The sequence below is a fragment of the Demequina gelatinilytica genome, assembly GCF_000971115.1.
Classification (GTDB): Bacteria; Actinomycetota; Actinomycetes; order Actinomycetales; family Demequinaceae; genus Demequina; species Demequina gelatinilytica.
Genome location: NZ_BBLV01000014.1, coordinates 20068 through 44036, shown reverse-complemented (window position 1 = coordinate 44036; position 23969 = coordinate 20068). Strand labels below are relative to the sequence as shown.

The 23969-nt window shown below is 72.3% G+C and carries 22 protein-coding genes; 13 read left to right on the top strand and 9 right to left on the bottom strand.

All coding sequences use genetic code 11. The features are described 5' to 3' along the window. Positions 1-44 precede the first annotated feature (44 nt). Both pknB and AOM00_RS11795 read right to left on the bottom strand, forming a co-directional pair. Complete coding sequence (gene pknB, locus AOM00_RS11800) at positions 45-2003, bottom strand: Stk1 family PASTA domain-containing Ser/Thr kinase (protein WP_062517974.1); 1959 nt, start codon at positions 2001-2003, stop codon at positions 45-47. Positions 2004-2088: 85 nt separating this feature from the next. After that, entirely contained in the window at positions 2089-3417 is a 1329-nt protein-coding gene (locus tag AOM00_RS11795; protein ID WP_082097008.1) for a lytic transglycosylase domain-containing protein, read from the bottom strand. Between the two features lie 113 nt (positions 3418-3530). On the opposite strand from AOM00_RS11795, the gene AOM00_RS11790 reads away from it, so the two are divergent. Beyond that, positions 3531-3878, top strand: a complete 348-nt coding sequence (locus AOM00_RS11790; protein ID WP_062517973.1) for an Rv2175c family DNA-binding protein — start codon at positions 3531-3533, stop codon at positions 3876-3878. 34 nt (positions 3879-3912) lie between these two features. Here AOM00_RS11790 and AOM00_RS11785 read toward each other — a convergent pair whose 3' ends face one another. Further along, positions 3913-4968 (bottom strand): polyprenyl synthetase family protein, encoded by a 1056-nt coding sequence (locus AOM00_RS11785; protein ID WP_169746848.1) that lies wholly within the window; start codon positions 4966-4968, stop codon positions 3913-3915. Between the two features lie 118 nt (positions 4969-5086). Between AOM00_RS11785 and AOM00_RS11780 the strand changes: the two genes are divergently transcribed. Further along, the gene (locus AOM00_RS11780) at positions 5087-6076 is read left to right on the top strand and encodes a DUF4192 family protein (protein ID WP_062517971.1); all 990 of its coding nucleotides are present in this window, start codon (positions 5087-5089) and stop codon (positions 6074-6076) included. 145 nt (positions 6077-6221) lie between these two features. Next, positions 6222-7652 carry an RNA polymerase sigma factor gene (locus AOM00_RS11775; RefSeq protein WP_082097003.1) on the top strand — a complete coding sequence of 477 codons (1431 nt, stop codon included), beginning with the start codon at positions 6222-6224 and terminating at the stop codon, positions 7650-7652. 66 nt (positions 7653-7718) lie between these two features. Here the strand turns inward: AOM00_RS11775 and AOM00_RS11770 are convergent, their stop codons facing one another. Next, positions 7719-9194, bottom strand: a complete 1476-nt coding sequence (locus AOM00_RS11770) for an alanine/glycine:cation symporter family protein (RefSeq protein WP_062517970.1) — start codon at positions 9192-9194, stop codon at positions 7719-7721. 40 nt (positions 9195-9234) lie between these two features. After that, positions 9235-9924: an SHOCT domain-containing protein gene (locus AOM00_RS15830; protein ID WP_062517969.1), complete on the bottom strand. Its 690-nt coding sequence runs from the start codon at positions 9922-9924 to the stop codon at positions 9235-9237. A gap of 107 nt (positions 9925-10031) precedes the next feature. On the opposite strand from AOM00_RS15830, the gene AOM00_RS11760 reads away from it, so the two are divergent. After that, positions 10032-10385 carry a hypothetical protein gene (locus AOM00_RS11760; protein WP_062517968.1) on the top strand — a complete coding sequence of 118 codons (354 nt, stop codon included), beginning with the start codon at positions 10032-10034 and terminating at the stop codon, positions 10383-10385. 1 nt (position 10386) lies between these two features. Then, positions 10387-10857: a GNAT family N-acetyltransferase gene (locus AOM00_RS11755; protein WP_062517967.1), complete on the top strand. Its 471-nt coding sequence runs from the start codon at positions 10387-10389 to the stop codon at positions 10855-10857. On the opposite strand, the gene AOM00_RS11750 is transcribed toward AOM00_RS11755, so the two are convergent. Next, the gene (locus AOM00_RS11750; protein ID WP_062517966.1) at positions 10854-11711 is read right to left on the bottom strand and encodes a TspO-related membrane protein; all 858 of its coding nucleotides are present in this window, start codon (positions 11709-11711) and stop codon (positions 10854-10856) included. The two genes, AOM00_RS11755 and AOM00_RS11750, sit on opposite strands and share 4 nt — an antisense overlap. A gap of 98 nt (positions 11712-11809) precedes the next feature. On the opposite strand from AOM00_RS11750, the gene AOM00_RS11745 reads away from it, so the two are divergent. The 4 genes from AOM00_RS11745 (at position 11810) to AOM00_RS11730 (ending at position 16536) form a co-directional block, all read left to right on the top strand. Beyond that, complete coding sequence (locus tag AOM00_RS11745; RefSeq protein ID WP_062517965.1) at positions 11810-13915, top strand: DNA gyrase/topoisomerase IV subunit B; 2106 nt, start codon at positions 11810-11812, stop codon at positions 13913-13915. Further along, positions 13912-14361 carry a hypothetical protein gene (locus AOM00_RS11740; RefSeq protein WP_062517964.1) on the top strand — a complete coding sequence of 150 codons (450 nt, stop codon included), beginning with the start codon at positions 13912-13914 and terminating at the stop codon, positions 14359-14361. The genes AOM00_RS11745 and AOM00_RS11740 overlap by 4 nt, the downstream gene beginning before the upstream one ends. Positions 14362-14426: 65 nt before the next feature. Further along, the gene (locus tag AOM00_RS11735; protein WP_062517963.1) at positions 14427-15713 is read left to right on the top strand and encodes a threonine/serine exporter family protein; all 1287 of its coding nucleotides are present in this window, start codon (positions 14427-14429) and stop codon (positions 15711-15713) included. After that, positions 15706-16536, top strand: coding sequence for a hypothetical protein (locus AOM00_RS11730; RefSeq protein WP_062517962.1), 831 nt, complete (start codon positions 15706-15708; stop codon positions 16534-16536). Before AOM00_RS11735 ends, AOM00_RS11730 begins: the two co-directional genes overlap by 8 nt. 18 nt (positions 16537-16554) lie before the next feature. On the opposite strand, the gene AOM00_RS11725 is transcribed toward AOM00_RS11730, so the two are convergent. Beyond that, positions 16555-16968, bottom strand: a complete 414-nt coding sequence (locus tag AOM00_RS11725) for a GNAT family N-acetyltransferase (RefSeq protein ID WP_062517961.1) — start codon at positions 16966-16968, stop codon at positions 16555-16557. Further along, complete coding sequence (locus AOM00_RS11720) at positions 16965-19412, bottom strand: DNA gyrase/topoisomerase IV subunit A (RefSeq protein WP_062517960.1); 2448 nt, start codon at positions 19410-19412, stop codon at positions 16965-16967. The genes AOM00_RS11725 and AOM00_RS11720 overlap by 4 nt, the downstream gene beginning before the upstream one ends. A 148-nt stretch (positions 19413-19560) precedes the next feature. Here AOM00_RS11720 and AOM00_RS11715 point away from each other — a divergent pair, with 148 nt between their 5' ends. Both AOM00_RS11715 and AOM00_RS11710 read left to right on the top strand, forming a co-directional pair. After that, positions 19561-20127, top strand: coding sequence for a DUF5998 family protein (locus tag AOM00_RS11715; RefSeq protein ID WP_156159149.1), 567 nt, complete (start codon positions 19561-19563; stop codon positions 20125-20127). Next, the gene (locus tag AOM00_RS11710; RefSeq protein WP_062517959.1) at positions 20124-21296 is read left to right on the top strand and encodes an alkaline phosphatase family protein; all 1173 of its coding nucleotides are present in this window, start codon (positions 20124-20126) and stop codon (positions 21294-21296) included. Before AOM00_RS11715 ends, AOM00_RS11710 begins: the two co-directional genes overlap by 4 nt. Before the next feature lie 285 nt (positions 21297-21581). On the opposite strand, the gene sepH is transcribed toward AOM00_RS11710, so the two are convergent. Beyond that, the gene (gene sepH / locus AOM00_RS11705) at positions 21582-22637 is read right to left on the bottom strand and encodes a septation protein SepH (RefSeq protein ID WP_062517958.1); all 1056 of its coding nucleotides are present in this window, start codon (positions 22635-22637) and stop codon (positions 21582-21584) included. Positions 22638-22736: 99 nt separating this feature from the next. Between sepH and AOM00_RS11700 the strand changes: the two genes are divergently transcribed. Continuing rightward, positions 22737-23543: an inositol monophosphatase family protein gene (locus AOM00_RS11700; protein ID WP_062517957.1), complete on the top strand. Its 807-nt coding sequence runs from the start codon at positions 22737-22739 to the stop codon at positions 23541-23543. Between the two features lie 126 nt (positions 23544-23669). Beyond that, complete coding sequence (locus AOM00_RS11695) at positions 23670-23969, top strand: DUF4193 domain-containing protein (protein WP_062293544.1); 300 nt, start codon at positions 23670-23672, stop codon at positions 23967-23969.

Here is a 23969-nt window from a genome sequence, read left to right as displayed (position 1 = left end):
CGGTGATCCCGGGCGGGGCCTCTGTCGTCGGACGATGCGCCGCGTCAGTTGTACTTGAACGTGATGGTGGTGCCGCGTTCGACCTGGTTGCCGGGGATGAGCGACTGGTCGACGATCGACCCCTTCGAGCTCCACGGCCAGAAGGCGTACAGCTGGACGTCGAGCCCGGCCGCGCGTGCGGCGCTCTCCGCCGCGTCGACATCCATGCCGACGTAGTCGTCGACGGTCACGAGGGGAGGGCCGTCCGACACCGTGATGGTGATGGAGTCGAGGCGGTGCCCGGTCTCGTCCGCCGCGGGGGACTGGGCGAAGACGATGCCCTTGTCGGCCTCGTCGGTGCGCTCGTGGTCGACCGTGACGTCCAGGGCGTACTCGTCCTCGAGCAGCGCGACCGCGTCCGCCTCGGTCATGTCGGCGACGTCCGGGAACTCGATGGGCGCAGGGCCGTCCGAGACGACGAGGTCCACCGGGGTGTCGTGCCGCACCGACTCGCCCGCGGCGGGGGAGATGGACATGACCTCGCCGACCGGGACCGTGTCGGAGCTCTTGCCCGCGACCTCCCCGAGCGGCAGGCCCAGCTCCTCGAGGCGCGCCTCGGCATCGTCCTGCTGCTCGCCCACGAGCTTGGGGACGGTCGTCATGCGGGGTCCGTCGGAGACCGTGATGGTGACCACCGCGTTGTTGAGCACGCGTTCCTGGGCTGCCGGCGTCGCGGAGATCACGATGCCCTCGGGGACGTCGTCGTCGAACGTATGCTCGACCGACGGGGTGAGGCCGGCGCCGCGGATGATCGCGGTGGCATCGTCCTCGGTCTCGCTCACCACCGACGGGACCGTGGTGTACGCGCCCGGGCCGATCGAGTTGTACCACCACAGCCCGCCGCCGCCGAGGACCAGGAGCGCGACGACGACGGCCGCGATCCACCAGCCGGCGCGCCGTTCGGTGCGCTTGGGATCGCGCGCCTCCGGGTCGTCGTCGGGCAGCGCCGCGAGGTCGGTGCCGACGGCGGGGAACGGGTGGCCGAGGCCGATGGGGAGGGCCACGGTGCTCCCGGGGGATGCGGTGGTGAGCACCGCCGTGGCGTCGTCGTCCTTCACCACCGGCGTCGCGCCCGAGGGCGGGTCGGCGCGCCGGTCGAGGGTGGGCTCGTCGAGCAGGCCATGCGTGCGCCGCATGAGCTGCAGCGCCGCGCCGGCGTCCTGCGGGCGCTGGTCGGGGTCGCGTGCGGTGAGCGCGGCCACGAGGTCGTCGATCTCGGTCGGCAGCCATGCGACGACGCTCGAGGGCGCGGGCACGTCGTCGTGGACGTGCTTGGTCGCGACCTGGATCGCGGTGGTGCCCGTGTGGGGCTGGCGTCCCGTGATGAGCTCGTACAGGAGCACGCCGGCGGCGTACACGTCGGTGCGCGCGTCGGAGACCCCGTTCGAGATCAGCTCCGGCCCCAGGTAGGCGACCGTGCCGAGGATGGTGCCGGAGGTGCTCGACGTCACCTCGGTGACGGCGCGTGCCAGGCCGAAGTCGGCGACGCGCGGGCGCCCCTCGGAGTCGATGAGGACGTTCTCGGGCTTGACGTCCTGGTGGACCAGGCCCTGGCGGTGGGCGGAGCCGAGGGCGTCGAGCACGTGCTCGACCGTGGTGAGGGCCACGCCGAGAGGCAGGGTGGCCTCGTGCGCGAGGACCTCGCGCAGGTTCTCGCCGTCGACGTACTCCATGGTGAGGTAGGAGATGTCCTCGTCGACCCCCTGGTCGTACACCCGCACCACGCCCGGGTGGGTGAGCCTTGCCGCCGCCTTGGCCTCGCGGCGGAACCGCGCGACGAACTCGCGCGAGTTCGGGTCGACCTCGAGGTGGCGGTGCATGACCTTGAGCGCGATGTCGCGCTCGAGCCTCCGGTCGAAGGCGAGGTACACGGTCGCCATCCCCCCGGCGGCGATGCGCTCGCACACCTCGTACCGGCCGTCGATCACGCGGCCGAGCAGGGGATCGGTGAGGGTGCTGGACACGGGGTCCATTCTAGGCGGGACGTCGGGCGGGTCCGACGGTGCGTGCGCGGCGCGTCCCGCGGCTCGCGCACGCACCGCGGCCGGTTCAGCGGAAGCGGGACATGAGCGCCTTGACGCTCGCGACGTAGCCGACGGTGTCGTGGTGGTACCCGTGGTCGATGACCGCCGCGGCGCCCTGGTAGTAGCCCGCGATCGCGTCGTCGACGCTGGTGAAGGTGCGGTCGAGCGCGCGCAGGATCAGCACGCCCGCGAGCACGTTGTCGCGCGGGTCCAGGAGATCGAGGCGACGTCCGGCCATGTCCGAGGCCCACTCGCCCGAGGTCGGGATCACCTGCATGACGCCCACGGCGTTCGCGGGGGACACGGCGCGCATGTCGAAGCCCGACTCCTGGTACGAGATCGCCTGCGCGAGCGCGGGGTCGACGCCGTGCTCGCGTGCGGTGGCGACCACGATGTCCTGCATCTTCTCCCGGGACGGCACGGTGCGGCTCAGCAGCACCGCCTTGTTCTGGTTCGCGGCCCGCACCACGTCGTTCGCATAGGTGCGGCCCGCGAAGGTCGAGCCCACGAGCGGCTCGGTGGCGTCGCCGGGCACCGCGAGCCGCTGGCCGACGCGGATCAGGGAGGCGTTCGCGAGGGAGTTCTGCTGGGCGAGCACCGCGACGGTGGTCCCGTGGCGCTGCGCGATCGCGGCGAGCGTGTCGCCCGTCTTGACGGTGTAGTAGGACGATGCCGTCGCCTGCGGGGTGCTGCGCGCCTTGGTCGCGGTGGAGCGCGCGGGCGTCGAGGAGGTCCCCGGGATGGTGAGGCGCTGGCCGATCGTGATGAGGGAGGCGTTCGCGAGCGTGTTCGCCTTCGCGAGCGCCGCGACGGTGGTGCCGTGGCGGTGGGCGATCTCCGAGAGGGTGTCGCCGGCCTTGACCGTGTAGCCGGTGCTCGCCCGCGCGGGGGTCGCGGCGGGCTCCGGAGCCTGCCGAGCCTGGCCGCCGCCGCCGATGGTGAGGCGCTGACCGGGGAAGATGAGCGAGGAGTTCGCGAGGCGGTTGTCGCGCGCGAGGGTCGCGACGGTGGTTCCGTGGCGGTGGGCGATCTCCGAGAGGGTGTCGCCGGCCTTGACCGTGTAGGTGGCGGACAGGCTCGTCACGCTCGAGCGCGCCGCGGAGGGCTTGCCGTCGGGCACGGTGACGGTCGTGCCCACGTAGATGGTCGCCCGCGCGTCGAGGTCGTTCGCGGCCACGATCGCGGGGATGGTGCTGCCGTAGCGGTCGGCAAGCGCCGAGACGGTGTCGCCGGGTTGGACGCGGTGCTGCTCGTCCGCCCAGGCGGGGGAGGCGGACGCGAGGCCGACCACCGTGGCAAGAGCGGCGGTGGTCGCGGCGGGGCGGGTCTGCGCGAGGGGGGACGTCGCTGCCATGCGTGCCTCCAGTGTGAGTGATGGTGCCGATGTGACAGATGTGACAAAAGTGACGGTAACCCCCGGACCGCGCAGGCCGCAAGACGTGCGCCAGGTGTCAGTACCCTGGAGCCATGACTGACGCCGCCTGGCTTACCGTGCCCGACTTCGCCGACCGCCTGGGGACCACCCCGAGCAAGGTGCGCGAGATGCTCCGCGAGGGCGAGCTGCTCGCGGTCCGCCGCGGTGAGCGGCAGACGATCCAGGTGCCCGCCGGGGTGATCGTCGACGGCGAGCGCGGGCCCGAGGTGCTCGCGACGCTCCGCGGCACCCTTACGCTGCTGAGGGACGCGGGGATGGACGACGCCGAGGCGGCGGAGTGGCTCCTCGCCGACGAGCCCGAGCTGGGCATGGCGCCCCTCGACGCGCTGCGCGAGGGACGTCGCGCTCACGTGCGCCGCATCGCGCAGTCGCTCCTGTAGCGCGCCGTCGCGGGGCTCGGGAGGGCCCTGGGGCTCAGGCGGTGCGGTCGACCGCCGCGTCGACGAGCGCGAGCACCGGTGCGGGCGCATCGAGCGTCTCCGTCAGCGCCGCGCGGGCGAGGCCGGCCTGCGCCGAGATCTCGCGCTCGGCGGCTGCCAGCGCACCCGAGGACCCGATCGCCGCGATCGCCGTGGCGGTGGCCTCCGCGGTCGCGGAAGGGTTGCCCAGCACCGCGTGGACGGCGTCGCGCTCCGCGCGGTCCCCGTGCGCGAGCGCGTGCCACACGAGGAGCGTCCGCTTGCCCTCGCGGAGGTCGTCGCCGACGGGCTTGCCGGTGGTCTCGGGGCTGCCGGTGAGGCCGAGCACGTCGTCGCGCAGCTGGAACGCCACGCCGAGCGGGAGCCCCGCCGCGCGCAGCGCCACGACCGTCGCAGGGTCCGCACCCGCCGCGGCCGCACCGAGCGCGAGGGGGAACTCGGCGGTGTAGGAGGCGGTCTTGGCGCGCATCACGGCGCGGATGTCGCGCTCGAGCGAGCCGAGGTCGGCCCACGGCGCGGCCGCGACGCGCATGTCCAGGTGCTGGCCCGCCGTGACCAGCGCGGCCATCTCGTCGAACAGGTCCGCGACCGTGTCGCCGGCACGGCGCGCCGCGACCGAGGCGCCGCGCATGGCCGCGACGAGCGCGACGTCTCCCGCGAGGATCGCACCTGCCCGACCATAGGCGGCTGAATCGCCCGGCCACTTGGCCTCGCGGTGGAGCTGCTCGAAGGCACGATGCGCGGACGGACGGCCCCGCCGGGTGTCGGAGCCGTCGAGCACGTCGTCGTGCAGCAGCGCCGCCGTCTGGAACAGCTCGAGCGCTCCCGCGAGCTGCTCCGCGGGGAGCCGGTCGCCGCCGCCCGCAGCCTCGAAGGTTGCGAGCAGCAGCCGGCCGCGGAACACCTTGCCGCCGTCGGAGGAGACCATCAGCTGCTCGGCGAGCTCGTGCCCGGCCTCCAGGCCGGGCGCCATGGCCTGTGCCGCCCACGCGAGCAGCTCGGCTGTGCGCTCGGCGATGACGGCGCGGGTGTCCGTGGGTGTCGCGTGCATGGCATCAGGGTAGGGGTGGGGGAGAGCGCGATGTCCCCAGGCCGCGCCGGTCGGTCCTCCGTCCACGGCCGTGAGCGGCGCCGACAGGATCGGGTCCCATGGCGGCGACGCTCGTGCCATGACGACGATCACCGGTCCTGGCGAGCTCGCCTCGCTCGTCCCCTCCCTCATCGGCTTCCAGCCCGAGGACTCCGTGGTCGCCGTGCTCATCCGCGAGCGCGGCGAGCTCGGGGCGCTCGTGCGGCTCGACGAACGTGACCTGGTGGGGGAGGACGGCCATGAGGTCGCGCACGCGCTCGCGGTCCACGCGATGCGTGAAGGCGCGCGCCGGGCGGTGGTGCTCGCGTACACCGAGGACACGGAGACCGTGCTCGACGCGATCGACGTCGCCATCCGCGCGCTCGAGGAGACGGTCGCGACGGTCGAGGGTTGGGTGGTGGCGGGCGGCCGCTACTTCAGCCCCGGCTGCGAGGACGCGCGGTGCTGCCCGCCGGGCGGCAGGCCCGTGCCCGCGGGAGGGCGGGGGCCCGTAGGCGACGTGCGGCTGCGCCGCGATCCAGGCTCGTCGAGGGCGCCCGCGCCGCAACGGCGCCTCGCCGCTCGCGCCGCACGCCGGTGGGAGGCGCGGGCGGCGCGGGACCTGTCCGCGTGGCGCCAGGCGTCCGCGTCGCGATGGCGGCGGGCCCTCGACGATGCGCCCGACGGGCCCGCGGCCTGGGGTGCGCTCGCGGCGGGTCTCGCCGACGTCCGCGTGCGCGACGCCGTGCTCCTCATGCTGGTCCCGGACGCCGAGGACGCGGTGCGGGACGCTCTTGCGGGCCACGACTCCGACGCGGTCGCACAGGCGTTGGGGCACGGCCTTGTCCCTTCCGCTCCGCCGCGCCCCGAGCGCGCCGATCAGGCACGACGGCTGCTGATCGCGGTGCTCGAGCATGCGCCTGGACGCCTGTGCGCGCCCGCCGCCGCGACCTTGGCCGTGATCGCCTGGTGGTGCGAGCCCCCGGCCGTCGCACGCGCGTGGTGCGCGATCGCGCTCGACCACGATCGGGAGTATCGTCTAGCGCTCCTTGTGCTCGCGCTCATCGACACCGGGCCCCGCGCGCTCTGATCGGCGCCGGCCGCCGCCGGACGCGCTCATCGATGTGTCGCGGTGGGAACCAACCGCTTGACGTGGGCGTTACAATCTAATGGATTTGCGCGAGGCGATCAGCGGGGCCTCACCATCCACTCCGTGACAGGTCGAGAGGGAAGCCGTGTCGCCACAGCTGCACAGTCGCGCCGACGGCGCACCCGGAGCCGGCCAGCCGCGCGCCCGGGTGAACCCTGCCGACGCATCCCGCGCATCGTCCGACGCTTCGCTGCCTGCTCACGGCAGCTCTACCGAGAAGGAGAAGGCCACGACTACGTCAGCCGCATCCAAGTCCCCCGGCGCTTCGACCACCACCGCGCGCAAGCGCGCGGCGAAGGCCGAGCCGGAGGCCACCGAGGAGACCACCGACACCGTCGCGGCTCCGAAGCGCAAGGCCGCACCCAAGCGCACCACCAAGGCGACCCCGAAGACCGCCAAGGGTGCGAAGGGTGCCGAGGACGTCGAGGACGCCGAGCCCACCGACCTCGAGGAGGTCGAGCCCGGCGACGAGGAGGTCGAGGCGGGCGAGGACGCTTCCGACGCGGAGTCGAAGCCCGCCGGCAAGGAGGACGAGACCGAGAGCCGTGGCTTCGTGCTCGGCACCGGCGACGACGATGCCCCGGTCCAGCAGGTCATGACCGCGGGCGCCACCGCGGACCCGGTCAAGGACTACCTCAAGCAGATCGGAAAGGTCGCGCTCCTCAACGCCGAGCAGGAGGTCGACCTCGCGAAGCGCATCGAGGCGGGCCTGTTCGCCGAGGAGAAGCTCGGCTCGGGCGAGAAGCTCGCCCCGAAGCTGCGCCGCGAGCTCGAGTGGATCGCGAACGACGGCCGTCACGCCAAGAACCACCTGCTCGAGGCGAACCTGCGCCTCGTGGTCTCGCTCGCCAAGCGCTACACGGGTCGCGGCATGCTGTTCCTGGACCTCATCCAGGAGGGCAACCTCGGTCTGATCCGTGCGGTCGAGAAGTTCGACTACACCAAGGGCTACAAGTTCTCGACCTACGCGACGTGGTGGATCCGCCAGGCGATCACGCGTGCGATGGCGGACCAGGCGCGCACCATCCGTATCCCGGTGCACATGGTCGAGGTCATCAACAAGCTCGCGCGTGTCCAGCGCCAGATGCTCCAGGACCTGGGCCGCGAGCCCACGCCCGAGGAGCTGGCCAAGGAGCTCGACATGACGCCCGAGAAGGTCGTCGAGGTCCAGAAGTACGGCCGCGAGCCCATCTCGCTTCACACCCCGCTCGGTGAGGACGGCGACTCCGAGTTCGGCGATCTGATCGAGGACTCGGAGGCCGTGGTCCCCGCCGACGCGGTGGGCTTCACGCTGCTCCAGGAGGAGCTCAGCAAGGTCATGGACACGCTCAGCGAGCGCGAGGCCGGCGTGGTCGGCATGCGCTTCGGCCTGACCGATGGTCAGCCCAAGACGCTCGACGAGATCGGCCGCGTCTTCGGCGTCACGCGCGAGCGGATCCGCCAGATCGAGTCCAAGACGATGTCGAAGCTCCGCCACCCGTCGCGTTCGCAGGTCCTGCGCGACTACCTGGACTGAGCCTTCGGCACCGATCTTTCGGCACGCCACCTTCGAGGCGCCCTTCCCCGCATGGGGGAGGGCGCCTCAGCGCGTAGGAGGCGCCTGCGCATCGTCCCGAGGTGCCAGCCCCGTGACGGTGCGCTCGTCCTCCCAGACCTCGACGCCGCGCAGCCCGGGCAGCCGATCGCGCGTGAAGACGGGGTCCCGGCCCGCGCGACGCTGCGCGGAGAAGTCCTTGAGCAGCGCGAAGGCGTGGCGTGACAGGGGTGCGAGCGCGAGGAGGTTGACCACCGCGAGCACCCCGAGCAGGAGGTCGGCGAGCGACCAGACCACCGAGGCCGAGACGATGCCTCCCACGAGCACCGCACCCACCACCAGCACGCGGTACAGCCACAGCGCCCACGCGCGTCGCGTCATGAACTCGACGTTCGCCTCGCCGTAGAAGTACAGGCCCAGGATGGTGCTGAACGCGAGCATGAAGACGATGACCGAGAGCAGCGCGCCGGCCCAGCTGCCGAGCGAGCCGACGATCGCGTCATGGGTGAGCGCGATCCCCGGATCCGCCTCGGCGAGGTCGGGACGGGTCACAAGGATGATGAACGCGGTGATGGAGCAGACGAAGAAGGTGTCGAAGTAGACGCCCAGGGTCTGCACCAGACCCTGCTTCACGGGGTGGGTGGTGGCGGCGCTCGCAGCAGCGTTGGGTGCGGTGCCGAACCCGGCCTCGTTCGAGAACATGCCGCGCTGGACGCCCGTGAGGATCACCGTGCCGATCGCGCCGCCCGCCACCGCCTGGCCGGTGACGGCGTCGTGGAGGATCGAGCCGAGCACGGGGCCGATCGCGTCGACGTGGAGCGCGACGATCACCACGCCGAGCACCAGGTAGAGGACGGCCATCGCCGGGACGAGCGTCTCCGTGACCACGGCGATGCGATGGGTGCCGCCGAGCACCACCGCCGCGGTGGCGATCGCGACCAGGCTCGCGACGGCGGGTCCGACCCACGCCGGGGCGCCGCCGGTGACGCTCGAGGTGACCGTCTCGACGATGGTGAACGACTGCAGCATGTTGACCGCGAAGGGCGCCGCGACGATGAGCACGATCGCGAGCACGAAGCCGAGCCAGCGCTGCCCGAGGCCCCGCTGGATGTAGTAGGCCGGGCCCCCGCGGAAGCCCGTGGCGTCCCGATGCTTGTAGAGCTGCGCGAGCGTCGCCTCGACGAAGCCCGTGGCGGACCCGAAGATCGCCATGAGCCACATCCACGCGACCGCGCCCGGGCCGCCGACGGCGATGGCGGTGCCCACCCCGGCGATGTTCCCGATGCCCACGCGCGATGCGGCGGACACGGTGAACGCCTGGAAGGCGGACAGCGACTGCGCCCGCCCCGCCTCGTCGGTCGGGGTGCGATCGGTGAGGCCACGGATCATCTGCGGGAGCATCCTCAGCTGCACCGCGCCCGATCGCAGCGTGAAGGAGACGCCGAGCACCCCGACCAGCGGGAGCACGAGCCAGGTCCACAGGGTGTCGCTGGAGCCGACGATCCAGTTCTCGAGGTCGCTCATAGGACTCCCACGGTAGGCGAGCGTCCGTGTCGGTGCCGGGTCAGGCGCCCAGCACCTTCGCCTTCGCGGCCGCGAACTCCTCGGGGGTGAGCGCGCCGGTCGAGTGCAGCGCGGCGAGCCGCTCGAGCGCCTCCACCGCCGCGAGGTCGGGCGAGGCCGCGGCCGCCGCCTCGCGCGGACGATGCCGGAGCACGATCCCACGCAGGTCCGGCGCGCTGACGCCCTCGGCCTCGCACAGGATCGGGGCGCCGTCACGGGGCTCGATCAGCGCATACGACGCGCCCTCGCGCTTGGGGACCGCGAAGGCGAGGAAGCCGAGAGCCACGAACCGACCCGCGGTGACACGTTCCTGGATCATCGCGGCACCGTCCACGGTGACCTCGGCGAGGTCGGCCCATGCCAGCATCGTGCCGGGTCGGTCGAGCGCGGGGGCCACCTCGAGCCCCGCGGGCCCGGCCCACAGGAAGGCGGGGTCGCCCTCCACGGCGACCACCAGGCCTCTCGCGTGCTCGCGGAAGGCGCGGTGCGCCTCCGGGAGCGCATCGAGCGCGGGCGAGATGTCGTCGAAGTCGACGGGACCGCTGGAGCGGGAGGCGCGGCGGGCCTCGTGGCGGGCCGCATCCAGGGCCCTCTCGCGGCCACGCTCCCGCATGCGTCGCTCGTACTCGGCCTGCTTGGCACGCTCGCGCTGCCAGCGCTGCTCCTCGCGGCTCAGCTCGGTCCCCGTCATCGTCCCCCCAAGGTGGCGCGCGTGGCGCGCGTCGCGTGCTCCGAACGTAACCCATGCCCGGGGCGATAGCATCGTGCCGTTCGAAGCCCAGATCCAAGGAGAGACCTGTGACCGCCCTGCGATACGCCCTGCTCGTGCTCCACTTCGTGGGTCTCGCCGCGATCCTCGGACCGTTCATGGAGCAGCTCAAGGAGCAGACCAAGCGCATCACCATGGTGATGGTCTGGGGTGCGCGGGCCCAGATCCTCACCGGGCTTGCGCTGACGGGCGTCGCCTACGCACGCTCCGACGAGACGGGCTACGAGCCCGACCACGTGAAGATCGCGGTCAAGCTCCTGGTCGCGCTCGCGATCGCGGGCCTCGCGGAGGCGACGCGCAAGCGCGAGAACCCCGTGGTGCCGTTCTGGCTCATCGGCGGGCTCACGCTCGTCAACATCGTCGTCGCCGTCGCGTGGCGCTGAGGTGACGGAGGTCCGTCCCGCCACCGAGGAGGACGCCGCCGAGATCGTCCACCTGGGCGCCCTCATGTACAAGGCGGTCGGCGCCAAGCCGACGCCCACCTGGGCCGTCGAGTCGACGCGCACGGTGCGTGAGCGCCTCGGAACGGACCTCTTCGGGATGGTGATCGATGCGCCCGAGGGGGGTCTCGCGGCCTGCGGACTGGTCAACATCGCGCCGCGCCTGGCACGCCCGGGCGCGCAGGCGCATCAGATGGGCTACATCCAGTGGGTGTCCACGGCGCCCCAGCACCAGCGCAAGGGCTACGCGCGCACCATCATGGAGGCGCTGCTCGCCGAGACCGACAGGCGGGGCATCGAGGTGGTCGAGCTGCATGCGAGCCCTGCGGGCCTCCACCTCTACCAGGACCTCGGATTCTTCATCAAGCATGACAACGTCGCGATGACGTCGCAGCGCCTGCGACCTCGACGCTAGCGCTCGGCGACGTCGCCGCGCCGCCGTCGGGCGCGTCGCAGCGCGCGGATGCCCGCGGCCACCGTCGCGACCGCCGTGGTCAGCACCACGGCGCCGCCCGCGATCAGCGCGGTCCATCCGACGATCGCGTCGAGGGGCCTCCCGTGAAGCCTCCCGTCCGCGATCCACGCGAGCACCCACACGAACCCCACCGTCATCGCCCACGCGAGCACGGGAGCGGGGGACAGGTCGCGCGCGATCGCGATGCCCAGGAAGCCCGTGCCGACGAGGACGCCCGCGGCCGCGGCGACGCCCGCGTCGGGCGGGGTGCCGAGCCACCAGGCCCCGAGCGCGGTCGTATGGGAGACCGTCGCGGCGGCGCCCCAGCCGAGGTAGAGGCCCACCGGCAGGTCGACCGCGGCCGCCTCGAGGATCGACGCCGCCGGAGCGCGTACGAGCACCGCGGCGGCCCATCCGAGGCTCGCGAGGATGCCGGCGTCGATCAGGATCGATGCGGCGAGCGCCTCGTGCTGCACCGCGAACGCCCAGGCGAACGTGAGCATCATCGCGAGCAGCATCGGCAGCGAGGCTGCGCGCACGCGGGCGCGCGAGCCGGGCATCGGCACCGCCTGCGCGACCGCGAACGCCGCGAGGCCGATCCCGATGACGACGCGGATGCCCGCGGACGATGCGGCGGGGGACAGCAGCGTGGCACCGGGGGCGAGCGCGCCGTCCGCGACCTGGTCGAGCGGGGTCCCGCCGAACGAGCCCGTCGCCCAGGCCGCCCCCACGAGCGCGAGCACGGTCGCACCCGCGACGAGGCCGCGCGCGGCCAGGTCTCCTGGAGAGATGCGCCATTGCGTGTCCACCGTCATCGGGCCCCCATCCTGCCAGGCATCACGCTCCCATATCTGGGTCGGATCCGCACGTCCGACGGTGCGGCTGCGCCCGGCCGTCTGCCACCCCAACTAGGATGTCCGCCGTGGCGAACGACTACTCCGCTAGGCATCTGTCCGTCCTCGAGGGCCTCGAGGCGGTGCGCAAGCGTCCCGGCATGTACATCGGCACCACGGACTCGCGTGGTCTCATGCACTGCCTGTGGGAGATCATCGACAACTCGGTGGATGAGGCGCTCGGAGGCTTCGGCGACCGCATCGAGATCGTGCTGCACCCGGACGACTCCGTCGAGGTGCGCGACCTGGGCCGCGGCATCCCGGTCGACGTCGAGCCCAAGACGGGTCTCACGGGCGTCGAGGTGGTCATGACCAAGCTGCACGCGGGAGGAAAGTTCGGCGGCGGCTCGTACGCCGCGTCGGGCGGCCTCCATGGCGTGGGTGCCTCGGTGGTGAACGCGCTGTCCGAGCGTCTCGACGTGTGGGTGGATCGCGGCGGAAAGACCCACCACATGGGCTTCCGCCGCGGCGAGCCCGGCTACTTCCAGGATCCCGCATCCGGCCCCGTGCCGGATGCCGAGTTCGTGCCGTTCGTCACCGGCTCGGAGCTCGCGATCGTGGGCAAGGTCGCGAAGGCGCGCACCGGCACCCGGATCCGCTACTGGGCGGACCGCCAGATCTTCAACAAGGGCGCCTCCTTCAGCTTCGACGACCTCCTGGTGCGTGCGCGGCAGACGGCGTTCCTGGTGCCCGGGCTCGCCCTGGTGGTGCGCGACGAGCGCGATCCGGAGAACGTGAGCGAGCAGACCTTCCGCTACGAGGGCGGCGCCAAGGACTTCGTCGACTTCATCGCGGCCGACGCCGCGGTCACCGACACGTGGGAGCTCACGGGCCACGGCACCTACAAGGAGACCGTCCCCGTGCTCAAGCCCAACGGGCACCTGGTGTCGGAGGAGGTCGAGCGCGAGTGCGCGGTCGACATCGCCCTGCGCTGGGGCACGGGCTACGAGTCGGAGGCCCGCTCGTTCGTCAACATCATCTCGACGCCCAAGGGCGGCACCCACCTCGCCGGCTTCGAGCAGGGGATCGTCAAGGTGCTCCGTGCGCAGATCAGCGCGAACGCCCGCCGTCTCAAGCTCACGGGCAAGGACGGCGCCGAGCGCATCGAGAAGGACGACATCATGGCGGGTCTCACCGCCGTGGTGACGGTCCGGATCCCCGAGCCGCAGTTCGAGGGCCAGACCAAGGAGGTGCTCGGCACCGGACCCGTCCGAGGCATCGTCGCCAAGGTCGTCGAGCAGGAGCTCACGGCCATCCTCACGTCCTCCAAGCGTGACACCAAGGCGCAGGCCAACACCGTGCTCGAGAAGGTGGTCGCGGAGATGCGTGCGCGCGTCGCGGCGCGCAAGCAGAAGGAGATCTCGCGGCGCAAGAACGCGCTCGAGACCTCGTCCCTGCCCGCGAAGCTCGCGGACTGCCGCTCGAACGACGTCGAGCAGTCCGAGCTGTTCATCGTCGAGGGGGACTCGGCGCTCGGCACCGCCAAGCTGGCGCGCCGCTCCGATTTCCAGGCGCTGCTGCCCATCCGCGGCAAGATCCTCAACGTGCAGAAGGCATCCGTCACGGACATGCTGCACAACGCCGAGTGCGCATCGATCATCCAGGTGGTCGGCGCGGGCTCGGGCCGCACGTTCGATCTCGACGCCGCGCGCTACGGCAAGATCATCCTCATGACCGACGCCGATGTGGACGGCGCCCACATCCGCACGCTGCTGCTCACGCTGTTCTTCCGCTACATGCGGCCGCTCGTGGATGCGGGTCGCGTGTTCGCCGCGGTACCGCCGCTGCACCGCATCGAGGTGTCCGGATCCGCGCGTCGGGAGAAGGAGTACCTGTACACGTACTCCGAGAAGGAGCTCACGGACACGCTGCGCGAGCTCAAGCGGGCCGGCCGCCGCTACAAGGACGACATCCAGCGCTACAAGGGACTCGGCGAGATGGACGCCGACCAGCTCGCGGAGACCACCATGGACCCGACCAAGCGGACGTTGCGCCGTGTCACCAGCGCCGACGCGGCCGCCGCGGAGCGCGTGTTCGAGCTCCTCATGGGCAACGACGTCGCACCGCGCCGCGACTTCATCATCGCGGGCGCCGCGTCGCTCGACCACTCGAGGATCGACGCATGAGCGGCCTGCCGCAGCGCGCCCCCGAGGCGCATGAGGGAGCACCTGCGTGCCCCGTGCATCCCTACGGCTACCACCTCACGCCGCGGGTCAACCCCGCGGGCAGGCATCGTGTGTTCCGCGATGCGTCGCTGCTGGGTGTCCCGCGACGCTGCGCGCTGCTCGAGGAGGAGCTCATGGAGGCCGAGCGCGAGCTCGACCTGCTCGACGAGCTCTGGGTCCGGGAGCGTGCCTCCTCGGGCCGCCCGCTCACGGCCCTGGCGGGCATGGGCGCGACCGCCGCGCTCGTGATCGCCGTGGTCGCGGAGGTCCCCGCCGGTGGGATCGTCGGCGTCGCGCTCGGCGCGGCGGCCGCGATCGTCGGAGTCTCGCGGGCGGAGGCGGTGCTGCTGCGCACGCGTCTGTGGCGCATCCGCGACTGGCACAAGCGCGTGGGCGTGCCCCGCTGAAACTGCCACAATGAAGTCCCCGGAGAACCACACGGCCCTGCGGCCGCATCGATACGAGGGGTGACATGGCAGATCCAGCCGCCGAGCACCGGGATCCCGAGCATTCGCTCGAGCCCGTCGGGCTGATCGGGCAATCCGGCGCGATCCTTCGGATGGGCCGCATGATGCTCGCGGCCGGGACCGCGAGCTATCGCGTCAAGGAGGCGATGGGGGCCGTCGCGCATGCGCTCGGCGTCGACCGCCATACGGCGGCGGTCACGCTCACGGAGATCACGGCGACCACGCACCGAGGGGCGATCTTCCGTACCGAGGTCACCGAGGTGCGCAAGTTCGGCGTCAACGCCGAGCGGATCAAGCTGCTCGACGACTTCCGCTCGGGTCTTCCGGAGCACATCACGGTCGAGGAGGTCCACGCCGAGCTCGACCGGATCGAGGCGCGGCCCGCGCTCTACCCGGCGGTCGCCAACGCGCTCTCCGCGGGTGCGGCGTGCGCGGCGTTCGGCGTCCTCAACAACGCGCGCCCGCTCGAGGTCATCGCGGTGCTCGTCGCCGCCACGGCAGGCCAGTTCCTGCGGCGCGCCCTCGCGCATCGCGGCTTCAACCCGTTCGGCACCACCCTGGTCGCCGCTGCGCTCGCATGCGGCCTGTACCTCGCCTCGGTCGCGCTCTACGGCGCGTTCGGGCTCGGCGTGGATGTCCATGCGTCGGGGTACATCGCCTGCACCCTGTTCCTGCTGCCCGGCTTCCCGCTCATCACGGCCGCGCTGGACATGGCGAAGCTCGACTTCTCCGCCGGCATATCCCGGCTGGTGTTCGCGACCATGATGATCGTGGGCGCGGCGTTGTCGGTGTGGGGCATCACGCTCATCGGCGCGCTCGACGCGAGCACGCGCGCGCCCATCCCCTTGGACGCGGTCCCGCACTACGCGATGATGGCGGCCGCGAGCTTCGTCGGTGTGCTGGGCTTCGCTTTCATGTTCAACTCGCCCGTGCGCATGGCGGTCTCCGCGGCGCTCATCGGCATGGTGTCCAACACCGCGCGTCTGTACATGGCGGACCACGGGGTGATGATCCAGATGGCGACCGTGCTCGCGTGCGTGCTGGTCGGCGTGCTGGTCGCGCTTGCGGCGCCGCGGACCCCGTCGCCGATCATCACGCTGCAGGTGCCCGCCGTGCTCGTGATGATCCCCGGGGTGCTCGCATTCCAGTCCGTGGTGAGCCTCAACGAGGGCGACTACACGGCGACCATCGGTGCGATCCTCCAGGTGGTGCTGGTGGTGCTGTCGATCATGGTCGGGCTCGTGATCGCGAAGCTCTTCACCGATCGCCAGTGGGCGTTCGACCGTGGGTGAGCAGGACGGCGCGGAGGTCCTCGAGACCACCCGCAGCATCGCGGTGCTGGACGCGCATCGGCTGAGCCCGCGCGCGGCGGTCAGGCTTGCGGCCGCGGCGTCCCGGCTGGTGCTCCTGTCCACCGATGCGCTCTTCGACGCCACCGAGCGTTTCCACGACATCGCCCCGGACCTCGAGGTGGTCGACGGCGGGCTGGTCCGGGGAGACGTCCGCGAGGCCGTGTCCCGCGCCGCCGAGCTGGGCTGTGTGCTGCTCGCGGTCCCGCCGCCCCCGCGTCGCCGCAGGTTCCTGCACCTCGCGGTCAACGGCGCGATCGATGCCGCCGACGCCGGCTTCCCGACGGTGGCGGTGCTGGTGCTGCGCGATCACGAGGTCCCGGGCGACGTCGCCGTCTTCTCCAACACGGGGGAGGCCTCGGGCTACGGGCTGGCCTTCGCCGCGGAGATCGCGATGCGTCGTGGCGTGGACGTCGCACGGATCCTGCCCAAGAAGGGCCTCTACGTGCGGCGCACCGCCGAGGTGGGCCACCTCGCGGACGTCGAGGCCGGGCGGCGGGGCGTCAAGGTCCGCTACCGCAAGGTCGCGAACCCGCTCGAGACCGTGCTGCGCGGCCAGTACACGCTCGCGGTCCACTCGGTGCTCGATGTGATCGGTCGTCGTTCGTCGCGGGCCGAACCGGGCGCGCCCGCGCGCCTCCAGCACGATGCGAACGTCGATGCGGTCCTGTGGCTGCTGCGCTTCTTCCGCGGCGACGTGCTGCTCGTGGGCGACACCGTGCGGCTGCGGTCGAGCGCAGGCTCCTCCGACGCGCCGCTCGCCTGACGGACGTCGGGTCCGAGGTCAGCCGAGCGGATCTCCGGGCAGGAGCTCCCACGAGCGGTCGTGGCGACGGTAGCCGAGGGCGGGGTAGTAGCCCGCCGCGTCGGGTGCGGCGGACAGGCGGACCTTGCAGTGCGGCCCGAGCTGTGCGCGCATGAGGCGCTGAAGCTCGAGCCCGATGCCGCGGCGCTGGTAGGCGGCATCGACCCCGAGGTCCTGGAGGTAGCACATGAGCTCGAAATCGGTCAGCGCGCGGGCGAAGCCCACCAGCAGCGCCCCGTCCCACGCGGTCACCAGCAGGTTCGAGGCCGCAAGGGCGCGCTCGAACACGGCGGGATCGTCAGTGGGCCTGCGTTCGCCCAGGGTCGAGCGGTCGAGCGCGTCCAGGTACTGCGCCGCGGTGACGGGCGCATCGGTCCGGTAGGAGAGCGTCACCCGATCCCGCCGACGGGCGTGGGCATCGAGGTGCCCGACCCGTCGCGCTTGCCGGGCTCCGCGGGAAGGTCCACCGGCTGGCCCGCGGAGGTCGAGGCGCGCGGGGGAGTGGGGCCCACCCAGGCGAGGAGGAGGGTGTCCTCGCCCTTGAGGAAGCGGTGCGCCCGGACGCCGCCGGTCGCGCGGCCCTTGGCCGGGAACTCCTCGAGAGGCGTCCACTTCGCGGATCCCGCGGCGACCCCCGGGAGGCCGTCGGACGGTCCCGCGATGGTCGCGACCGCGCCCTCCGTACCCGCCCGCGCGATGCCGAAGAACAGCACGCGCGCGCCGTCACCAAGCTTGATGCCGGCCATGCCGCCGCCCGCGCGGCCCTGGGGGCGCACGTTCTTGGCATCGAAGTGCAGCATGCTCGCATCGGTCGAGACGAAGATGAGGTCGTCGCCGTCGGATGCGGCACCCGCTCCCACCACCACATCGCCGTCGGCGAGCGCGATGACCTCCCATTCGTCCTTGTTCGGGATGTCATCGGCCTTGACGCGCTTGACCACGCCCTGGAGGGTGCCGAGCGCGAGCGGGGTGGTGCCGTCGAGCGGCACGAGCCCCACCACCTCCTCGCCCTTGGCGAGCTCGACCAGCTCGGCGACGGGGGTGCCGCCGCCCAGCGACGGCGGCTCGGTGGTGGGTGCCAGCGCGGGGACCTCGAGGAGCGAGACCCGCACCACGCGGCCCCGGTTGGTGACGATGCCCACGTCCGCGCGGGCCGAGGCGTGCACCACGCTCCGCAGCGCGTCGTGGGGCGAGCGACGACCGTCGCGGGCCGGCGCCTCGTCCTCGGCCGTGCGCGCGATGAGTCCCGTGGTCGACAGCATCGCGTAGCAGGGGGTGTCCTCGATCTCGAGCGACAGGGCGGGTGCCTTGGCGCCGGTGCGCGTCCCGGCGGCACCCACGGACGCGGCCGAGGACACGGCGCCTCCGTTGGCGAGCAGGATGGTGCGGCGCGGCGTGCCGTACTGCGTGGCGGCGGCCTCCATCTCGCGGCCGACCACGTCCCTCAGGACCACGTCGGAGCCGAGGATCTCCTGGAGCTCCGCGATCTCCGCGAGCAGCTGGGCCTTCTCGTTCTCGAGCTCGACGCGCGAGAACTTGGTGAGGCGGCGCAGGCGCAGCTCGAGGATGTACTCCGCCTGGATCTCGGACAGGTCGAAGGCGGTGCGGAGGCGCTCCCGCGCGACCGAGGCATCGTCCGCGGCGCGGATGATCTGGATGACCTCGTCGATGTCGAGGATCGCGATGAGCAGGCCGTCGACCAGGTGCAGGCGGTCCTGGCGCGCCTTGAGGCGGAACGCGGAGCGGCGCCGGACCACCTCGAGGCGGTGGTCGACCCACACGCGCAGGAGCTCCTTGAGGCCCAGCGTGCGCGGCTCGCCGTCGACGAGCGCGACGTTGTTGATGGAGAAGGACTCCTCGAGCGGGGTGTACCTGTACAGCTTCTCGAGCACGGCCTCGGGGTTGAAGCCGTTCTTGATCTCGATGACCAGGCGCAGGCCGTGGTGGCGGTCCGTGAGGTCGGTGACCGCGGAGATGCCGTCGAGCTTCTTGGCGGAGACGCCGTCCTTGATCTTCTCGATGACCTTCTCGGGGCCCACGCCGTACGGCAGCTCGGTGACCACGATGCCCTGGCGGCGCGCGGTCACCTTCTCGATGCGGGTGGTGGCGCGGGTGATGAACTTGCCGCGGCCCGACTCGTAGGCCTCCTTGACGCCTTCGAGACCGACGATCTTGCCGCCTCCGGGGAGGTCGGGACCCGGCACGAAGCGCATGAGCTCCTCGAGCGTGGCGCCGGGGTGGGACAGCAGGTGACGCGCGGCGGAGACCACCTCGATGAGGTTGTGCGGCGCCATGTTGGTCGCCATGCCGACCGCGATGCCCGCGGCGCCGTTGACCAGCAGGTTCGGGACGGCCGAGGGCAGCACGGCGGGCTGCGTGAGCTTGTTGTCGTAGTTGGGCACGAAGTCCACGACGTCCTCGTCGAGGTTCTCCGTCATCACCATCGACGCGGGCGCCAGGCGGCACTCGGTGTAGCGCGAGGCGGCAGGGCCGTCGTCGAGCGAGCCGAAGTTGCCGTGGCCGTCGACCAGCGGCAGGCGCAGCGACCAGGACTGCGCCATGCGCACGAGCGCGTCGTAGATGGCGCTGTCGCCGTGCGGGTGCAGCTTTCCCATGACCTCGCCGACCACACGGGCCGACTTCACATAGGCGCGCTCGGGGCGCAGCCCCATGTCCTGCATCATGTAGACGATGCGTCGCTGGACGGGCTTGAGCCCGTCGCGGGCGTCGGGGAGGGCGCGGGAGTAGATCACCGAGTAGGCGTACTCGAGGAACGACGTCTCCATCTCGGCGCTCACGTCGATGTCGACGATCTGCGAGTCGGGCGCGTCGGTCATCAGTCACCTCGGATCTGCTCGGTCGGTCAGGGCCAGCCCGTATTGTCTCGCGTCCGTCGGACACGCGCGCACAGGCTCGCGGGGCGGACCCGCGCATCGTCCGTATGGATCGCGGCCGGCCGCCCCCGAAGGTGAGACAATAGCGGCCATGTCACAGACCCTCGACCAGGCCGTACGCATCGCGGGCTACTACCCGGCGCTGGCGACCTCCGTCCTCCGTTCCGCGATCGGCGCCGAGAAGGTGCTGGGGCACTTCGTCCACGCGGAGACCACGTTCGACGACCGCGAGGTCCGCCGCCACATGACCGTGCTGGTGATCACCGGGACCCGGCTGCTGCGTGTGCACATGGACGACGGCGCAGGTCACGGCGCGGAGGGCGGGCACGAGGCGTCTGCCACGGTCGAGGCCACCGCGCTGAGCGCGATCCGCAACACCGCGATGACCCACGTGGTGCACGAGCCCGAGCACTTCAAGGACGGCGACCTCCCGAGCGAGCTCGTGCTCGCGGTCGGCGGCTCCGTCCACTCGCGCCTCGACCTCGAGCCCGCGACCTGCGGGGACCAGAGCTGCGAGGCGGACCACGGCTACACCGGCACGCTCACGTCGGACGACATCCTGGTGCGCGTGAGCCTCATCGCCGACGGCGAGGCCTCGATCCGTGCGCTCCAGGACTTCTCGTCCGTCCTGCAGGGGGCGATCGGGGCCCGGGGGTGACTCCGGGGGAACGGCTGGCCGCCGCGGGGCTGTCCGTCCCCGACTACGGAGGCCTCGAGCTCGGTGCGGTCCTGCCGGGCGCCCTCGCGGCGGTCGGCGCAGCCGATGCGGTCGCGGCCCGCGACGCCGAGGCCGACCGCGTCCGCCTGGGCATCCCGCGTGCCGAGCACGTGGTGGTGGTGCTCATCGACGGGCTCGGCCACCGTCAGCTCGACGCGCGCAAGGGGCACGCGCCGTTCCTGCGGACCACCGAGTCCGCCGTCATCACCGCAGGCTTCCCGACCACCACGGCGACCTCGCTCGCGCTGTTCGGCACGGGCCGCGCGTCGGGCGCGACAGGCATGACGGGGTACACGGCGCACAACCCGCGCACCGGCGCGGCCGCGAACCTCGTCTCCTGGGAAGGGGCGGACGCCCCCGAGCACTGGCAGCGCGAGCCCTCCCTGCTGCGGACGGCCCACGAGGGAGGCCTCGCGGTGTCGACGCTGGGCAAGGCCAAGTTCGCCGGCTCGGGCCTCACGCGTGCCGCTCTCGCCGGCGGCGAGTTCGTGGGCCGCGCGCGCCTGGCCGAGCGCGTCGACGAGGCGATCAGGCGTGCCCGGACGCCGGGCCTCACCTACCTCTACTGGGGCGACATCGACCGCATGGGCCACAAGCACGGCTGGCAGTCCGAGGCCTGGACCGCCGCGCTCGAGGACGTGGACCAGGAGCTGCGGCGTCTGCGCGCGCGGCTCCCGCGGCACGCCGCCGTCGTGGTGACCGCCGACCACGGGATGGTCGATGTCACGGGCGCACCGCGATGGGACATCGCCGCGCTGCCCGCGCTCGGGAGCGATGTCCGCCTGGTGGCAGGGGAGCCGCGCATGCTGCACCTCCACACGGACCATGCGTCGCTCGCCCCCGCGGTCGCGGAGCGGTGGCGCGGCGTGCTCGGGGCGGACGCCGCGGTGCTGCTGCGATCCGAGGCCGTCGCGCTGGGCCTGTTCGGGCCGGTGGTGGCGGAGCACGTCGAGGACCGGATCGGCGACGTGGTCGTCGCGATGGCCGGCCGCGCCACGGTGGTCGACTCGCGCACGCAGACGCCCGAGGCGGTCGCGCTCGTGGGCGTGCACGGCTCGCTCACGCTCGAGGAGCTCGAGATCCCGCTGCTGGTCGCGTACGACGGCTGAGCCAGGCCACCCCCATCCCACCGCACCCGAGCCCCCACCCCCATCTCGAAAGTGGTACGTGGTGGTCGGTTTCGCAAGGTCGCGGCTTCACAGTGGTGGCCTGTGGTCGCGGTTCCTTGCCGACGCTGAGCCCACCGGTGACGGCGTGACGGGCGGCTCAACGGCGTGCGCACCGCCCGGACCGGCAACCATCCACCACTGTGAGGGCGAAACGTCGCAGAACCGACTCTCACCTACCACTTTCGAGATGGGGTGGGGACGGTGCGGGCGGCAGGGGAGGGTCGCTCAGCCCTGGTCGTTCTTGGCGCCGAAGACGATCTCGTCCCAGCTGGGCACGGAAGCGCGGCCGCGCTTCGACGACCGCCGGTCCGCAGGCTCCTCGGGCTTCGCCGGGGCCGGCGCGGGAGAGGGCTCCGGCGCGTTCTTGCGCGTGGCGGGGTGAGCGAACCCGGTGTCGGCCTGACGGGCGCGCTGCGCGGGACCGAAGCCCTCGAACGCATCGTCCTCCTCGTCGTCCTCCTCGGGCTCCGCGATGGCCTCGCGCGTTCCCCGGCGCAGGTCGAGGTCGTTGAGCAGCAGCTCGGTCTGCGTCGGCTCGGGAGCGCGCACGGGCTCGGGGACCTCCGCCTCGGCGGCCTCGAGGTCCTCGACGAGCGGCACCGGCTCGGTGGGCGCCGGGGGGCGCGTGGCCTGGAGCGGGCGGGCCGCGTCGGCCTCGGCGTCCCGCACCGCGCTGAGGTGGCGCCGGGGGATCGGCACGTCGAGGAGCTCGGTCTCGGAGAGCCAGCGCGCCTCCTCGTCCTCGGCGGTGAGCGTGCGGGCCGAGTGGTCGAAGGTCCACAGCGCGCGCACGCCGCGACCCGACACGCGGTAGTCGGCCGCGACTCGCCACGGCTCGTCGATCTCACGCCAGGCGTCCCACGTCACCGACTCCGGATCCACACCACGTGCCGCGAGGCGGTCCGTGACCAGGTCGCCCAGCTGGGGAGCGCTCGGGTCGCGACCGATGCGCGTCTCGCGTGCGAGGTCCGCGATGTACTGACGCTCGGCGACCACCGGACCCTCGTACTTCTCGATCGAGGACAGCGAGGCGCCCGTGAGCTCCGCGAGCTCGGCCGCACTGAGACCTGCGCGGATGCGCTGCTGGATCTCGCGTGGCGTCATGGTCGGGCCGTCGGCATCGTCCGCAGGGGCCGATGCCACGGTGCTCGCCGGCCGCGTGTAGCGCACGGCGTGGCGCAGCTCGTCGGAGAGGGGAAGCTCGAAGCGGTCGCCGGACTCGGTCTCCACCACGAGGTGGAGGCCATCCTCGGAGGGGCCCACGAGCGAGAGGCGCGTCATGGCATCAGGGTGCCACGGGCTCGCGCCCGTGCCGGCACGACACCCCGGTTCGGGTCGATTGCCGGTATCGCGCTCGGCGCCTCCTCCTACGATGGGCGCATGACTGCTCCCTCCGCGCTGCTCGACGTCGCCTCGGCCCTCGCGGAGGAGGTGGGTGAGCTCATCGTCACGGGGCGCGGCTCCGCGCATGTGGCCGACACCAAGTCCTCCGATGTCGACATCGTCACCCAGATGGATCTCGCCGCGGAGCGCCTGCTGCGCGAGCGGCTCGCGGAGCTCCGCCCGGACGACGGGATCCTGGGGGAGGAGGGCGAGGACGTGGTGGGCACCTCCGGCATCACATGGGTCCTCGATCCCATCGACGGCACCGTCAACTACCTCTACGGGATCCCGCACTACTCGGTGTCCGTCGCGGCGGTCAGCGGGGATCCCGATCCGCGCCGCTGGACGGTCGAGGCGGGCGCGGTGAGGGACGGGTCGGGCGTGCTGTGGGCCGCCGCCCGGGGCCTCGGGGCCTGGCGCGACGGCGAGCGCCTGCACCGCGACGGCGCCCCGCCGCTCGAGCGCACGCTCGTCGCGACCGGCTTCCAGTACACCGCGGAACGTCGCGCGAAGCAGGGCGCGCTCGTCGCGCGGCTGCTGCCCCAGGTGAGGGACATCCGGCGCCTCGGCTCCGCGTCGGTCGACCTGTGCAACGTCGCGGCGGGGCTGGTGGACGCGTACTACGAGCAGGGTCTGCACCCGTGGGACTTCGCCGCCGCCGCGCTCATCGCGTCGGAGGCAGGTGTCCGTGTGGCGTCCGTCGACGGTGGACCGCCCGACGAGTCGCTGGTGATCGCGGCGATGCCCGGGGCCTGGGAGGAGCTGCGGGACGCGCTCGTCGCGGCGGGCATCCAGCCGTTCTGAGGCGTCGCACGCGCTACAGGTCGCAATCTTCCCCGGGATGGTGCAGAATGCGTCAGCCGCGCGGGAACAAAAGGTCCTCGCCGGGCATTAGACAGCCACAGGATACGTGGAAGGGACTTCAGCCGTATGGCAACCGATTACGACGCGCCGCGCAAGACCGACGACGAGATCTCGGCCGACTCCATCGAGGAGCTCAAGGCCCGTCGGGCGGACAAGACCTCCGGCGTGGTCGATGAGGACGAGACCGAGGCCGCAGAGGGCTTCGAGCTCCCGGGCGCCGACCTCTCCGGCGAGGAGCTCTCGGTCCGCGTGCTTCCGGCGCAGCAGGACGAGTTCACGTGCATGTCGTGCTTCCTGGTGCACCACCGCAGCCAGCTCGCGACCTTCAAGAACGATCAGCCGATCTGCTCGGAGTGCGCGGCCTGA

Coding starts and splice junctions, on each gene's coding strand:
- AOM00_RS11795 (WP_082097008.1), bottom strand. CDS start 3,417: ATGGCAGCGACGTCCCCCCTCGCGCAGACCCGCCCCGCCGCGACCACC.
- AOM00_RS11790 (WP_062517973.1), top strand. CDS start 3,531: ATGACTGACGCCGCCTGGCTTACCGTGCCCGACTTCGCCGACCGCCTG.
- AOM00_RS11785 (WP_169746848.1), bottom strand. CDS start 4,968: ATGCACGCGACACCCACGGACACCCGCGCCGTCATCGCCGAGCGCACA.
- AOM00_RS11780 (WP_062517971.1), top strand. CDS start 5,087: ATGACGACGATCACCGGTCCTGGCGAGCTCGCCTCGCTCGTCCCCTCC.
- AOM00_RS11770 (WP_062517970.1), bottom strand. CDS start 9,194: ATGAGCGACCTCGAGAACTGGATCGTCGGCTCCAGCGACACCCTGTGG.
- AOM00_RS15830 (WP_062517969.1), bottom strand. CDS start 9,924: ATGACGGGGACCGAGCTGAGCCGCGAGGAGCAGCGCTGGCAGCGCGAG.
- AOM00_RS11750 (WP_062517966.1), bottom strand. CDS start 11,711: ATGACGGTGGACACGCAATGGCGCATCTCTCCAGGAGACCTGGCCGCG.
- AOM00_RS11745 (WP_062517965.1), top strand. CDS start 11,810: ATGTCCGCCGTGGCGAACGACTACTCCGCTAGGCATCTGTCCGTCCTC.
- AOM00_RS11740 (WP_062517964.1), top strand. CDS start 13,912: ATGAGCGGCCTGCCGCAGCGCGCCCCCGAGGCGCATGAGGGAGCACCT.
- AOM00_RS11735 (WP_062517963.1), top strand. CDS start 14,427: ATGGCAGATCCAGCCGCCGAGCACCGGGATCCCGAGCATTCGCTCGAG.
- AOM00_RS11720 (WP_062517960.1), bottom strand. CDS start 19,412: ATGACCGACGCGCCCGACTCGCAGATCGTCGACATCGACGTGAGCGCC.
- AOM00_RS11715 (WP_156159149.1), top strand. CDS start 19,561: ATGTCACAGACCCTCGACCAGGCCGTACGCATCGCGGGCTACTACCCG.
- sepH (WP_062517958.1), bottom strand. CDS start 22,637: ATGACGCGCCTCTCGCTCGTGGGCCCCTCCGAGGATGGCCTCCACCTC.
- AOM00_RS11700 (WP_062517957.1), top strand. CDS start 22,737: ATGACTGCTCCCTCCGCGCTGCTCGACGTCGCCTCGGCCCTCGCGGAG.
- AOM00_RS11695 (WP_062293544.1), top strand. CDS start 23,670: ATGGCAACCGATTACGACGCGCCGCGCAAGACCGACGACGAGATCTCG.